Origin of the sequence: Nocardioides sp. CER19, assembly GCF_029846275.1 — a bacterium.
In the GTDB taxonomy this organism is placed as follows: Bacteria; Actinomycetota; Actinomycetes; order Propionibacteriales; family Nocardioidaceae; genus Nocardioides.
Genome location: NZ_JARVWS010000001.1, coordinates 305,798 through 320,042, shown reverse-complemented (window position 1 = coordinate 320,042; position 14,245 = coordinate 305,798). Strand labels below are relative to the sequence as shown.

General features: G+C 71.5%; 11 protein-coding genes. 3 read left to right on the top strand and 8 right to left on the bottom strand.

Annotated features, from left to right (window positions below):
• Positions 1–41: 41 nt before the first annotated feature.
• The 5 genes from QDS12_RS01625 to QDS12_RS01605 form a co-directional block, all read right to left on the bottom strand.
• Positions 42–347 (bottom strand): hypothetical protein, encoded by a 306-nt coding sequence (locus QDS12_RS01625; protein ID WP_279876458.1) that lies wholly within the window; start codon positions 345–347, stop codon positions 42–44.
• A gap of 61 nt (positions 348–408) precedes the next feature.
• Entirely contained in the window at positions 409–2,835 is a 2,427-nt protein-coding gene (locus tag QDS12_RS01620; protein WP_279876457.1) for a CHAT domain-containing protein, read from the bottom strand.
• Between the two features lie 33 nt (positions 2,836–2,868).
• A complete protein-coding gene (locus QDS12_RS01615) occupies positions 2,869–4,434 on the bottom strand; it encodes a S8/S53 family peptidase (protein ID WP_279876456.1) in 1,566 nt (521 codons plus the stop codon).
• 33 nt (positions 4,435–4,467) lie between these two features.
• Positions 4,468–4,947, bottom strand: a complete 480-nt coding sequence (locus QDS12_RS01610) for a hypothetical protein (RefSeq protein WP_279876455.1) — start codon at positions 4,945–4,947, stop codon at positions 4,468–4,470.
• Positions 4,947–5,552 carry a sigma-70 family RNA polymerase sigma factor gene (locus tag QDS12_RS01605; protein WP_279876454.1) on the bottom strand — a complete coding sequence of 202 codons (606 nt, stop codon included), beginning with the start codon at positions 5,550–5,552 and terminating at the stop codon, positions 4,947–4,949. The genes QDS12_RS01610 and QDS12_RS01605 overlap by 1 nt, the downstream gene beginning before the upstream one ends.
• A 172-nt stretch (positions 5,553–5,724) precedes the next feature.
• Between QDS12_RS01605 and QDS12_RS01600 the strand changes: the two genes are divergently transcribed.
• The 3 genes from QDS12_RS01600 to QDS12_RS01590 are packed head-to-tail and all read left to right on the top strand — an operon-like array spanning position 5,725 to position 8,962.
• Positions 5,725–6,732, top strand: a complete 1,008-nt coding sequence (locus QDS12_RS01600) for an LLM class flavin-dependent oxidoreductase (protein WP_279876453.1) — start codon at positions 5,725–5,727, stop codon at positions 6,730–6,732.
• A gap of 57 nt (positions 6,733–6,789) precedes the next feature.
• Complete coding sequence (locus QDS12_RS01595; RefSeq protein WP_279876452.1) at positions 6,790–7,926, top strand: peptidoglycan bridge formation glycyltransferase FemA/FemB family protein; 1,137 nt, start codon at positions 6,790–6,792, stop codon at positions 7,924–7,926.
• Between the two features lie 4 nt (positions 7,927–7,930).
• On the top strand, positions 7,931–8,962 hold the full coding sequence (locus tag QDS12_RS01590) for an alanine racemase (protein ID WP_279876451.1): 1,032 nt from the start codon (positions 7,931–7,933) through the stop codon (positions 8,960–8,962).
• Positions 8,963–9,315: 353 nt separating this feature from the next.
• On the opposite strand, the gene QDS12_RS01585 is transcribed toward QDS12_RS01590, so the two are convergent.
• The 3 genes from QDS12_RS01585 to QDS12_RS01575 form a co-directional block, all read right to left on the bottom strand.
• Positions 9,316–10,290 (bottom strand): hypothetical protein, encoded by a 975-nt coding sequence (locus tag QDS12_RS01585; RefSeq protein ID WP_279876450.1) that lies wholly within the window; start codon positions 10,288–10,290, stop codon positions 9,316–9,318.
• Positions 10,291–10,436: 146 nt separating this feature from the next.
• Positions 10,437–11,876, bottom strand: a complete 1,440-nt coding sequence (locus tag QDS12_RS01580) for a glycosyltransferase 87 family protein (RefSeq protein ID WP_279876449.1) — start codon at positions 11,874–11,876, stop codon at positions 10,437–10,439.
• Between the two features lie 10 nt (positions 11,877–11,886).
• Positions 11,887–14,244, bottom strand: a complete 2,358-nt coding sequence (locus tag QDS12_RS01575) for a transglycosylase domain-containing protein (RefSeq protein WP_279876448.1) — start codon at positions 14,242–14,244, stop codon at positions 11,887–11,889.
• Position 14,245 lies beyond the last annotated feature (1 nt).

Genomic DNA, 14,245 nt, shown 5'->3' with positions numbered 1-14,245 from the left:
CAGCCACCAGGCGAAGGCGTTTCGAGACCGTTGGCCCGGTCTCAGGGGTGGGTGACGACGCGCAACCTGCGGGTCTCGTCGCCCCGCACGCCGCCGCTACGGCGCAGCACCAGCTCCTGCACCGGGACGTCGGACCGGAACGCGAGGAAGCTGAACGACGCCCGGCCGACCGCGAGCGGCACCAGGTTGCACGGTCGCTCGACGATCTCCCAGCGTGAGACCAGGCCGGTGCCGCTGAACCTCACGTCCAGCCGGTTGCCCGCGTCGATCTCGACGACCTGGCCGGTGGCCGGGTTCCTGACGGTGAAGATCTCGATGGTGTCGGCACTGCTCTGCAGGGTGGTCATGGCTGGCTCCTCCCGGGATGGCTTTCCCCTGAGGAGCGCGTCCGACGCGCGTTGATACAGCTCAGCCGAAGCAGAGGAACGGCACCGGTGGCCGATCGGCCGTCGCCATCGGCACCGCCGCGGCGAGCGCCGCGGCCGGGTCCAGCCCCTGCGCTAGACCGCGGTGCACGGCGACCAGCGCGTCGTAGGCCGCCTGGTCGGCGACCGCCGCGGGAGACGCGACGACGCAGCGCGCGCCGGCGTGCAGCCACGCGGTCGCCATGCCGATGAGCTCCTCGCCCCAACGCACGGTGGAACGGCCGACCTCGCAGGCGCTGAGCAGCACCACGTCCGGCACGGCCGCGAGCTGGTCGATGTCGTAGCCGAACCAGAGCCCGTCATGGAGCTGGAGACCGGAGAAGAGCGGGTTCTCGGCCGAGTGCTGGCCGTGGGCAGCGACGTGGAGGACGTCGACGCCGGCCGCGAGCGAGGAGACGGCCTCCGCGGTCGCCGCCGAGTTCGTGAGGACCGCTGCGTTCGGCCACTCCTTGGCGGCGGCCGTGACCTCGTCCTCGGCGCGGGCAACCCGAGGGCCGGCGACGAAACCGGCCGACGCGGTCCGCAAGGGCGTCGCCCGCCGCGCCAGCCACGACGTGGCCGACTGTGCGACCGTCACGGGACGGCCCGCGAGGCCGGGCAGCAGCGTCCACGGCAGACCGGCGAGCACGCCGGACGGGGTCAGCACGACGGCTCGATCGCCGACGTCCGCGATGAGGGGCGCCACCAGGAGCGCTGCGAGCTTCTCGAGCCGGTCGACGAGTCCGCCCCGCACCACGGGGCCGATCGGGTCGGGCAGGTCGGAGGCCGCCATGTCGAGGTCCGGCAGCAGCCCGCCGAGCAGCTCACGGAGGGCGCCGTCCGGTCCGAGGTCGCGCCAGGCAGCACCATCGCTGGTCACCACGAGGGCGACGACCTGACCGGCAGCGACGACATACGCGACGAGTGCTGTCTCCTCGCCGAGGGACGCCTGCAGGTCGCGCAGCGCGACCGGGTCGATGACCGCACGCGATCCGGCGTGCTGCCAGGCGAGCTCGCGGACCCGGGTCCGCAGCTCCGCCTCGCGGTCGGGCGCGACGTCGCCGCGCAGCTCCGTGAGCTGGCCGGCGATCTCGGCGCTCTGGGGTGCGCGCACGGGCTGCACGCGGGACGCGAGCATGCGGGCGCGCTCGGACCACTCGAAGAGGGTGGCCGGCCGGCGCGACTCCACCGCCAGGGCCAGGCCCCTGGTGCCGAGTCGGACGCCGTGCCCGGCGACGTTGGTCTGCAGGTCGAGCGAGCCGAACGACGACTGCCAGGCGTGCAGGCCCTCGAGGCCTGCGCGGAGGTGCTTGAACGCCGTCGCCCGACCGCCCTGCGCGGCCATCAGCTCGGCACGGACGTCGGCCGCCAGCAGGCGCACGTCCAGCGGCGCCCCCGCGGCCCGGATCTCGGTCAGCCGCCGTTCGGCATCGGCGAAGGCGCCCCGCCGTACGGCGACCCGGGCGGCGAGCAGACGCGTCCGGGCCGCCGGCCACTGGAGTCCCTGCGCCTCGAGCGCGGCGGACAGTCGGTCCGCCTCGTCGACGAGACGCTGACCGGTCCCGCCGAGCTCCGTCTCGGCGAGCAGCGCCTCCGCCTCCGCCCGGGCGCGCCACTCCTCGGCCCCGAGCCGGCGGAACCGGCGCTCGGCCGAGCGGGCGGCCCGCCGCGCAGCCGCGGCGTCGTAGCTCTGCAGGCTCGCGGCCAGGGTCAGCTCAGCCTCGGCCTGTCGCTGTCGGAGGCGCCGGCTGCCGTAGTCGGTCGCCGCGCCTCGCAGCCGTGCCGAGCCCTCGGTGACCAGCCCGGCAGCCAGGAGGACCTCGGCGCGATCCTGCTCGCCGACGGCACGGCTGACCGCGCTGACCGGACCGAGCACGCGCGCGGCCTCCGCCATCGCCTGCATCGCGCTCACCAGATCGCCGGACCGGAACAGGGCGTACCCCATGTTGTGGTCGGCCATCGCCTGCAGCTCTGTCTCTCCCGCCCGACTGAAGTAGCGCGCCGCGTCGGCGAAGTCGCGAGCGGCGACCTCGGGCTCACCGCGGTCGAGGTGGACCGTGCCGCGGTTCAGGTAGGCCTTGCCGACGTCGGTCGGCAGGTCACCGAGGGCTCCGATCGCCTCACTGAAGCTCTCCAGCGCGTCCGAGGCGCGGCCGCTGCGCCTCAGGATCAGCGCGCGCTGGCAGAGCAGCACGCCGCGCACCTGCTCCGGGATGTCCGGAAAGGCGAGCGCGCGGTCGCACTGCTCCAGCGCGCTCGCCAGGTCGGACTTGTCAGTGGCGACGTAGGCCAGGCTCGCCTCGATCCTCGCCCGAAGCGACGGATCGTCCGCCCGCCCGAGAGCCTGCGCCATGTAGCGCGACGCGAACGCCAGGCGTCCGGCGTTCATCGCGACGACGCCACGGCGATGGAGCTCCTCGGCGGACAGCACGCCTCCATCATGGCGTGCGCCGAGGCCCTCGCGTCAGTCGTTTCCGTCCGCGAGCGAGATCTTGGTGACCTCGGTGACCGCCTCCCAGCCGCGCTGGACGGCGACCGTCGGGTCGTCACCGCGGTCGAGCCACGGCATCAGTGCGTGCGCGATCTTTCCGGCGACGATCGGGGCGGCGAACGACGTCCCGCTCCACACCGCGAACCCGCCGCGCTTCCTCCAGCCGCGGAAGTCGTCGGGATCGATCGACTCGCGGATGTGGCCGTACGCGCGTGTCTCGGCCTCCGGTTCCAGGCCACCCTGGAACGGTGGCATGGTGCTGAACACCCCCGACGACTGCTCATAGGTGCGGACCCACGGGCCGCTGTTGCTGTAGAGCGCCACGGTGCCGTTCGGGTTCCGGGAGCCGACCGAGACGATCGGCGTGTGCGCCGAGCTCGGCTTGATCGGACCCTTGCCGTTCCGCCACGGGGCGAAAGCGGCTGGGTAGTTCTCCCGCGCGGTCGCGTCATTGCCCGCCGAGCACACCACGACGACGCCGCGCTTGCAGAGCTCGTCGAGCACCGAGTAGAGCGAGATGTCGAAGAGCGCGTCCTCCGGCGTCTCGTGGTAGTAGCCGATCGACAGGCTCAGCACGTCGATCGCGTGGCCACCCGGGAGGCCCTCCTGGTGGCGGCGGACGAGCTCGACGATCTGGGCCAACGCCGTCACCCAGTAGAACTCCGACACCGGGCCGTCGGGCGGCATGATCCGCCACGAGAGGATCTCGACATCGGGACAGTTCTGGAGGACGAGGCCGGCGATGAACGTGCCGTGGCCGGCGTGCGGGTCGAGCAGTCCGTCCAGCCCCCCGACGGTGTCGCCGTCCTCCTCGGGGTCCGGCACGGTGTGGTCGAAGCCGATCGTGTGGCCGTCGAGCTTGACGTCAGTCTTGACGACGTGGTCCAGCCAGGGGTGCTTGCCACAGCCGGTGTCGAGGATGGCGACGACGGGACGGCGCGGCTCGACCTCGTCCTTCCGCGCCGGGGCCGGACCCGTGTAGGCGATCGGCTGCAGGCCGCCACTGCCGGGCACGGCGTAGCTGCTGACCGGGTTGGTCTCCCCGAAGGGGTGGCCGGCGTTGTAAGGGTGGCCGGCGTTGTAGGGATGACCCGCGTTGTAGGGACTGTCGAACACGACGTGGTCGAGGCTGACCCCGTTGACGGCGTCGCGGTCCTGCCGGCGTGCCTGCTGCAGGACCACCCAGGCGTCGGGGGCGAGGGCGACGTCCTCCGCCTCGAGAAAGAGCTTCACGCTCCGCACGCCGAACGGGAGCCCACCCGTCACGGGGTCGTGGACCTCCTCCACCCCCCAGCCCAGCGGTTTCGCCGCCTCGGTGATCGCCGCGAAGGCGGTCTGGAAGTCGACCGCCTTCGAGACCAGCAGGCGGTTGCCGACGTACAACGTCGGGTAGATCTCGATGCCGTCGACCGTGGCACCGGGCAGGGCCCGGCTCGGGTCGAGGGCACGGGCGTTGATCGACGGCATCTGCTCCGGCTGGGGCATCTGCGGCAGGCGACCGCGGCGCTTCTGACGGCGCGGGTCATCGAAGTCCAGCATGGGTTGGCTCCTGTGGGGTGGTGGGAACTCGGGTCAGATCTCGAACGAGGGCGTGACGAAGGGCGCCCGGTCGTCGTGCGGCTCCAGCCGGAGCCGGACCAGGCCGAGCGGTACGTCCGGGATCTCGAAGCGGCCGGTGTCGCTGATGATCGCGGCGAAGGTGCTGCCGTCGTCGTGGACGACCCGGACGGTGATCGGCTCGGGTGGGACCACCCAGCCGTCGATGCGGGAGCGCTCGCCCTCGGGGGCGACGCGCAGGAGGAGGTCGACCTGGCCGTGCACGAAGCGGAGCGTGTAGACGGCGCGGGTCGCCGCGTCGCTGCGCGTGCCGACGAGCTCCGAGCTCCGCTCGAGCAGCGTCATCAGCTCGACCTCGAGGCTGAACCCGAGATCGTCGGCCGCCTCACGCGCGGCTGCCTGCATCCGGGTGACCAGCCCGTCGGGGACGGGGTCGCGGTCGTCGTACACGGAACGCACCACCGACAGCATCAGCTCGCGGCTCATCTCACTCATCACAGCTCTCCTGCCTCGATCAGAGCGACCCGCAGCTTGGCGAGACATCGGCCGCGGGTCGGGCCGATGCTGCCGATGGGCATGCCGAGCTCGCTGGCGAGGCTCGCGTAGTCAGGTCGGTTCTCGAACGCGACGACCCGGAGGAGCCGGCGGCACCGCTCCGGCAGCCCGTCGACAGCCCCCCACAGGCGGTCACGACGGTCGGCCTCGACCACATCGGTCTCGGCCGAGCGCTGCCGAGGCAGGTGCGGCGCCAGCTCCTCCTCGTCGGTCGGCGTGGTGCGACCGGCGCCCTTGGAGACCCGCCAGGCCTCCCTGCGCGCCGTCATGGTCAACCACCCGCCGACGGCCGCGGTGTCGAGGATCGTCGCGCTGCTGCGGACGAACGCCAGCCAGGTGCTCTGGATGACGTCCTCCGCTGCGTCGGCGTCCAGGCGGTAGGCGCGCACGACGTGCCACAGCACGGGCGTCATCGCCCGCACCAGGTCGTCCAACGCCGATGGATCCCCCGCTATCCACCGGTCGAAGGCGTCGGCCGATTGTGCCCACACGCCACCGGGCGACTGCCCGGCGTCACCGCGTTCGGTGATCGTGCTGCTGCTCATGGGTCTTGCTCCCCGAGTGCTCGTCACTGTCACGCCCCCCGAGGAGCACCGGGGGGACCGGTTGATACACGGCCCGAGAATTTTTTAGGTACGGGCCGGAGGCCGGCCACTGCCCAGCGTGGCACCGATCGGGGCGGTCCGGCGACCATTCCGGACAACTAGTCTCTGATCCGTGCTGCGCCGCCTGGGCTTCCTGACCATCGGACTCTTCGACCCGGCCGACCCGGCCGCCGGGCACGAGGAGACGCTGCGGATCATCGAGCTGGGGGAGCGGCTGGGCTTCGACTCGGCCTGGCTGCGCCACCGGCACCTGCAGTTCGGCATCTCCTCGCCGGTCGCCGTGATGGCGGCGGCCTCGCAGCGGACCTCCCGCATCGAGCTCGGAACGGCCGTCACGCCGCTGGGCGCGGAGAACCCGTTCCGCCTCGCCGAGGACCTCGCCACCGTCGACGTACTCTCCCGCGGGCGGATCAACCCCGGCTTCTCGGTCGGGCCGCCGATGAACTACGACCGCTTCAGCTCCTCCCTCTACCCGGACACGGCCGCGCAGGAGGAGCTCGGCTACCCGCGGCTGGAGCGTTTCCTCGCCTACGTCTCCGGCTCGCCGGTGAGCGAGTTCGAGGGCACCGTCGGGATCGAGACGTTCTCGCGCCTGGTCCAGCCGCAGTCGCCGGGGCTCGCGTCACGGGTCTGGTACGGCGCCGGCTCGCTCTCCTCCGCCCGGTGGGCGGGCGAGCACGGACTCAACCTGCTCTCCTCGAGCGTCGTGAAGGCGGAGGGCTCGGCCGACTCCTTCGCCGCGATCCAGCGGCGGCAGATCGACCTGTTCCGCTCGGTCCATCCGGCCGGCGCCTCCGCGCGCGTGTCCCAAGGGCTCGTCGTGATCCCCACCGACTCCGCGACGCCCGAGCAGGTCGCCCGCTACGCGGCGTACGCCGACGCGCGACTGCCCCGCACCCGCGAGCCGCAGGGCCCGGCCGGCCTGCTCTTCGCCCCCGACATCGTCGGCACCTCGGCCCAGATCGCCGAGACGCTGCAGGCGCACGCCGGCTTCCAGTCGGTCGACGAGGTGGCCTTCGCGCTGCCGTTCACGTTCGGCCACGCCGACTACGTCCAGATCCTCACCGACATGGCCGAGCATCTCGGTCCGGCGCTGGGGTGGTCGCCGGCGGCCGACTAGCGGCGCCCGCCAGGTGCGCGTGCCCGTCCCTCTGGGGGCGTCCCTTAGGGTCTCGGTGTGGCTCTCACCGTCCGACCGATCAGTGCCGAGGAGCACCTGGCCTACGTCTCGCGACAGCGGTCGGTGAGCTTCCTGCAGACGCCGGCGTGGGCCCGGGTGAAGACGGAGTGGCGCTCCGAGTCGCTCGGCTGGTTCCGCGGCAGCGAGCTGGTCGGGGCCGGCCTGGTGCTGCACCGTCCGATCCCGAGGCTGAAGCGCTACACGCTCGCCTACCTGCCCGAGGGACCGTCGATCGACTGGTCGGGCGACCTCGCCGAGTGGCTCGACCCGCTGGCCGCCTACCTCAAGGCGCACGGCGCCTTCGCCGTCCGGCTCGGGCCGCCGGTCCGCACGGCGACCTGGAGCGCGGCGCAGGTCAAGGAGGGTGTCGCGTCGGACGACGTACGCCGGCTCACCGACCTCGCCCCCGAGCACCGAGACGCCGCCGGTGCCCGCGTGGTGTCCCAGCTGCGGGCGGCCGGGTGGCTGGCGCAGTCGCCGGAGGACGGCTTCGGCGTCGGGCAGCCGCAGTACACCTACGAGATTCCGCTGGCCGACCGCACCGAGGCCGACGTGCTCAAGGGCATGAACCAGCTCTGGCGGCGCAACATCAAGCGCGCGGAGAAGGAGGGCGTCGAGGTCACCGTCTCCGACCCCGCCGCCGGTCGAGCCCGTCGTGAGGAGGACCTCGCGGCGTTCCACGACCTCTACGTCCACACGGCACAGCGCGACCACTTCACGCCGCGGCCGCTGTCCTACTTCCGGACGATGGTCGAGGCGATGAGCGCCGAGGACCCCGAGCGGATCAAGCTCTACTTCGCCCGCCACGAGGGCGACCTGGTGGCCGCCACGATCATGGTCCGCGTCGGCGCGCACGCGTGGTACTCCTACGGGGCGTCATCGACCGAGAAGCGCGACGTGCGCGGGTCCAACGCCCTCCAGTGGGCGATGATGCGCGACGCGATCGCGGCCGGCTGCGACGTCTACGACCTGCGCGGGATCACCCCGACGCTGTCGGCCGACGACCCGCACGTCGGGCTGATCCAGTTCAAGGCGGGCACCGGCGGCCAGGCCGTCGAGTACGCCGGCGAATGGGACCTGCCGCTGCGGTCGGTGCTCTACAAGGCCTTCACCCTCTACATGAGCAGGCGGTGATGCCATGAGTCTCGACCTGATCGTCGACGGGGAGCGCTGGCGCGCCCACCTCCGGACCGTCGCCTCCTCCACGCCCGGGCTGGTACCGGTCGCCAAGGGCAACGGCTACGGCCTCGGCCTGGGCCGGCTCGCCCGCCGCGCCGAGTGGCTCGGCGTCGACACCCTCGCGGTCGGCACCTACGACGAGCTGCCCGAGGTGGCGTCGCGCTTCCCCGGCTCGCTGCTGGTGCTCACGCCGTGGCGGCCCTGGGTCGCGCCGCTGGCTCCCGACCTGCAGCGGCGCGTCATCCACACCATCTCGCGCCCCGCCGACCTCGGCGCGCTGACCGCCCGGCAGCAGGCTCCCCGGGTCGTGCTCGAGCGGATGACGTCGATGCGCCGGCACGGCCTGAGCGCCGCCGAGCTCTGGGACACCGCCCCGATCGCGCGCCGCCGGGCTCGGATCGAGGGCGTGACCATCCACCTGCCGATGACCGGTGGCAACCTGGCCGAGGCGCGGCGGCTGATGGATGACGTCGTCGGCGCGGAAGCGTCCACCGTCTGGATCAGCCACCTGACGCTCGACGAGCTGCGCAGCCTGCAGGCCGCCTACCCAGACATCACGATCCGCCCCCGCGTCGGCACCGGCCTCTGGCTCGGCGACCGGGGCGCGCTCTCCGTGACCGCGAAGGTGCTCGACGTGCACCCCCTCTCGCGAGGCGAGTCCTACGGCTACCGGCAGCGGCACGGTGCATCCGGCCACCTCGTCATCGCGTCCGGCGGCACCGCCCACGGCATCGGCCTGGCCGCCCCCTCCGGCGACGCCGGGCTCCGCGGCCGCGCTGCGGTCGCCGCCAAGGGCGGGCTCGAGACGCTGGGCGTGCTGCGGTCGCCGTACGTCCTGGACGGGAAGCCACTGCACTTCGCCGAGCCCCCGCACATGCAGGCCTCGATGCTCCTCCTCCCGCGTGGCACCCGGGTGCCGGAGGTCGGCGAGAAGCTGGACGTGCGCGTCCGCTACACCGCCACCACGTTCGACTCGGTCACGGTCAGCTGAGCGCTGTGGCGGGGGTGGCTCGGGCGGTGAGCCATCAACCGTTCCGGCATCTCCGACGGTTGACCACTCACCGGCCTCCGGCGGCCAGCGTCGGCGGCGGTGAGCCATCAACCGTTCCGGCATCTCCGACGGTTGACCACTCACCGGCCTACGGCACCCGACCCAGCCAGCGGTGACCTATCAACCGTTCCGGCACCGCCAACGGTTGACCACCCACCGGCCTACGGCACACCCCCAGCCAGCGGTGACCTATCAACCGTTCGGACCCGACCAACGGTTCACCACCCACCGCCGGGTGGCACACCCCCCAGCCAGCGGTGAGCCATCAACCGAAGTCGGCCTCGGATCGGTTGCTAGCTCACCACGCCCTCGCGGTACGCGGCGAGGATCCGGTCCTTCCGAGACCCGACGGCGCTCGACACCCGTTCGAACAACATCGCCCAGCGCTCGCCGAAGTCCGGCGGAGAGCCGGCGTACCCACGTGTGACGAGCGCTCGGTGGACCTCCGCGACCAGGCGACGCGGCGACCTGAGCTTCTCCTTGGTGACCTGCACATAGGCGATGTTTCGTTCCCGGAAGAGCGCATACCGGTCGATGTCGGACGCGTACTGCTCCCGATCCAGCTGGTGCTGGCTTCCCTCGTACTCGACCGCCATCCGCTGCTCGCGGTAGAGCAGATCGAGCTCGACGCTGACGCTCTCGTCGAGATGCACCACGGGATTCACCTCCGGGCGCGGGAGTCCGGCCCACGTGAGCACCGCACGCGTCTCGGACTCGGGAAGGGACTTCGATCGCGGGTCGAGGTCCTCCAGCACGAAGAGCGCCTCGTGTGCGCCGTCGCGCCACAGGGCCGCGAGGGCGAGCTCGCGGACCTCCTCGACCGTCATGTGGGCGTGGTGCAGCAGCCAGTCCCCGACCTTGAGGGCATCGATCGCCCGGGCTTCGGCGCAGAAGGCGAGGAAGGCGGCAGCCGGCGATACGGCGATCGCGCCACCCGGCGCGAGCTTCCGGGTCCGGTGCAGGAAGACGCCCTTGAGCGCCAGGTGGTGGTCGCCCTCGATGACGAAGCGCACCGGCGTACTCGGCCCGAAGTCGAGCCCGAGCGCCTGGATGCGCGTGAGCCCGGTCATGCGCGCCCGATCTGGTAGCGCCAGTCGCGCAGCGACGACCAGGTCCGGGCCGGTCATCTCGTACGACGCCAGTCGCCACACCCCGTGATGCACCCTCACGAACCGCTTGCTCTGCAGCATCCTGTCCGTGACACCGGCTGCGCGGGCCTGGCGTCGTGTGAAGGGTCCGGACATCAGCTCGGACGGGATCTCCTTCATGACCGCTCAGGCAAGCGGTCACGACGTCCCCCCGGCAGGGGTCAGTCGCGCGTCTGTGGAGAAGCCTGCTGCAGCGCCGCTCTGTGCACGCAGCCCGGCCCAGCGGTCACTCATGAACCGTCCGCGCCCACCGAACGGTCGACCACTCACCGCCCGACAGCAGCCCCCACCAGCGGGGACTCGTCAACCATCCGCCCGGCGTCATCGGTTGATGGCTCACCACCCACGGCGGCAGCGCCCGACACCCGCGGGAACCACGACCGCACCACCAGCGCGACGAGGAACAGCTGCCCCGCGACGCGGACGAGCACCGCGAGGTCGTAGACCGGGTGGGAGTCGCCCCGGCCCGAGGTGAGGAAGCCACCGAGGTACCACCACACCGCGGCGAAGTAGACCAGCTCGGCGCCCTGCCAGACGAGCTGGTCGCGCCAGCGCGGCCGGGCGAGGACGGCGAACGGCAGCAGCCACAGGACGTACTGCGGCGAGTAGACCTTGTTGACCAGCAGGAAGCCCGTCACGATCAGCAGCCCCAGCTCTGCGAGCGTCGGCGTACGTCGGGCGCGCACCCCCGCCGCCAGCACGGCCGCGCACCACGCGATGAAGAGCAGCCACGACCAGTGGTTGATGGTCGGGGCGTCGAACGTGGTGTGGAAGACGTCGGAGGCGACCAGCCACAGCGAGCCCAGGTCGGCGGTCCGGCCGGAGTTGAAGGACCAGAACACCTTCCACTGGTCGGGCCCGGACAGGTACGCCGGCAGGTTCACGAGACCCCATGTGACGACCGCGCCCGCGAGCGCTCGACCGAACGACGCCCATCGCCGCGAGCGCCAGGCCAGCACCAGCACCCCGCCGAGCAGGAAGAGCGGGTAGAGCTTCGCGGCCGTCCCCAGCCCGATCATGACGCCGGTCCAGCCGGGTCGATCGCGTGACCACGCGAACAGCGCGCCGGCGACGCACACGACGGCGACGAGGTCCCAGTTGACCAGCCCGGCGGCGAGCAATGTCGGCGCGAGGGCGAATCCCGCCGCGTCCCACGGCCGGTCACGCCGTACGCCGGCCAGCAGCCACGTCGACAGGAGCGCCAGGACCGCGAAGCCGATCGCGTTGACGACGACGTACAGCCGGATCTCGCGATGCACGTCCGGCATGCCCCACAGGCTCTCCACCGGCGCCACGTAGCGCTCGTCGAGCGACGGCGAGCCGTTCAGCCAGTGCGTGACCCAGGCGGCGCCGTAGGCCCAGTAGGCGATGCCGACCGGGTACTCCATCACCTCGTAGCGCGCCCGCACCTGCGGGTCGGAGCTGAACGGCCAGTTCAGCTCGGCGAACCCCCGCGCGGTGTAGAGGTAGGGGAGGTCCGAGTAGCACATCTGGGTGTAGCGGGCGGTCCCGTCCTCCCAGGTGTCGGCGAAGCAGCCGGACTTCTGCACCATCCCCAGCGCGAACGTCAGCGCCGTCAGCGCCAGCAGCAGCCGCACCGGCGTCCACCAGCGGTGCCCGCGGGCGTGCACACCCCGGGGACCCCCGATGCCCTCGCTCAGCGCACGGGCGACGGGGTCGTCCTCGGTCGGGTGTACGACGGCCACGGGCATCGGCTCAGGGAGTCTCGTTACGCCCGGGGGGTGGTGGTGGCGTGCCAGTGCTGCCGCCACCGTTCCCGTTACCGTTCCCGTTGCCGTTGCCGTTGCCGTTGCCGGTCGGCGTGTCGCACGGGTTCAGGACACCGCAGGTCGGTTGCGTCGGCGTCGGGGTGGGCGTCTGCGACGGCGCGGCCGAGCTGGTCGGCGGCGGCGGAGGCGAGGCGGTCTTGGTCGCCTTCGGCGTCTTGGTCTTCGTGGGCTTCGGCGGCTCCGGCGCCTTGGTCGGAACCGGCTCGTGACCGTGGGCGGGCGCGTTGCCGTCGACCCAGGCCGGCGGCGGGAAGTCCAGGACCTCCTTGCCCTCGAGGTCACGCTTCATCACCGCGAGCCAGGTGTCGGTCGGGTAGTCGGCACCGAAGTACGACGGCATCCAGCCGTCGAGTGCCTCACGGCCCTTGCCGCGCACGTACATGACGGCGGTCGACAGCTGGGGCGTCATGCCGACGAACCACGCGGAGGACACCTCGCCCTTGTCGTTGGTGGCGGTGCCGGTCTTGCCACCGGTGGGCCGACCGAGGGGCAGGGCGCTACGGCCGGTGCCGTTCTTGACGACCTGCTGCATCGCGTAGGCGACGTCCGCGTCGACGTCCTCGGGGATCACCTGCTCGGTGTGGTTCTTGTACTGGTAGCGGACGGCGCCGGTGCGGTCGACGACCTTCGTGATGACGTGCACGTTGGCCCGCTTGCCGCCGGCAGCGATGGTCGCGTAGGCGTTGGCCATGTTGATCGGGCTGGCCTGCGCCCGGCCGAGCGTGATGAGACTGTCCTTCGGGGACAGGTCGGGGGTCTTCGACGGGATGCCCGGCAGGTCCTGCTGCGCCTGCTCGGGAGCCAGGCCCATCTTCGTGGCGGTCTCGTAGACCTTCTTCGGACCGTTCGGGATCGCGCTCGACATGTCGACGAACGCGGTGTTCACCGACTGCTCCAGCGCGGTGATCGCGGTGATCTGCGAGCCGTACGAGTGACCGTTCGCCTCGCCGGCCTGCTCACCCTCGTTGTGCACCTGGAGCGTGGAGCCGGGGTAGGTGAACGGCGAGTTGCCGTCGAAGGTGTCCTTGAGCGAGAACCCGGACTCGAGCGCAGCGGCGAGCGTGAACGGCTTCATGGTCGAGCCCGCCATGCCGCCGGCCGAGGCCCAGTTGATCTCGGACTTGAGGAAGTCCTGGCCGCCGTAGAAGCCGACGAGCGCTCCGGTGCCGGGCACGACGGAGGCGACACCGACATGGAGCTGCTTGTCGGTGATCTTCGACCCGTCCTTCGCCTGGGTCGGGGCGGCCTCCTTCACCGCCTCCTCGGCGTTGGCCATCGCCTGCTTGTCGAACGTCGTCGTGACCCTGAGTCCGCCGCCGGCGATCTCCTCGTCGTTGAACCCGAGCTGGTGCAGCTCGTTGTTGACGAGGGCGAGCATGTGGCCCTTCTGGCCGCCCTTGGACGAGTTCGCCTTGACCTTCGGGAACTTCGGCAGCGCCGCCTCGTCCTTCGCGGCCTCGTCGTCGGTGATGTCACCGGCGTCGGCCATCGAGTTGAGCACGTAGCGGTAGCGGGACAGCAGCGCCGCCTCGCTGGCGTCGCCGTTGGCCGGGTCGAGCCGGTAGGGGTTGTTGAGCACCGCGCTGAGCACGGCGCACTGCGGGACGGTGAGCTTCGCGGCCGGCTTGTCGAAGTACGCGTGGGAGGCCGCCTGAACGCCGTAGGCGCCGCGGCCGAAGTAGATGGTGTTGAGGTAGCCCTCGAGGATCTCCTGCTTGCTCAGCGTGCGCTGCAGCTTGAGCGAGAGGAAGGCCTCCTTCATCTTGCGCGTGTAGGTGCGCTCCTGGTTGAGGTAGAGGATCTTCACGTACTGCTGCGTGATCGTGGAGGCTCCCTGCGTGGTGCCGCCGCTCTTCGCGTTGGTGAAGGCCGCGCGGATGATGCCCTTCGGGTCGATGCCCTTGTCCGTCCAGAAGGAGCGGTTCTCCGCGTCGACGACGCCCGTCTTCATGCAGGCCGGCATCTCGTCGTAGGCGATCGACTCGCGGTTCTGGACCGCGAACTGGCCGATCTTGCTCTTGCCGCCCGCGTAGTAGATGTTCGTCGTCTGGGTCTGGAAGGCCTTGTTCGGGTTCGGGATCGAGGTCTTCTGATAGGCGACGACGAGGACGATCGCGCCGAGCACGATCAGGCCGAGGAGGCTGACCAGGCCCCACTTGAGAGCCCAGAGCAGCCAGCCCTTCAGGTTGCGTGGGGTCTTGGTGGTGGCCGCCTTGCCCCGCCCCCCGGCGGGTGCCTTCTTCTCGGGCGCACGGCGCTTACCACTCGGGGTCGGAGAACTCACG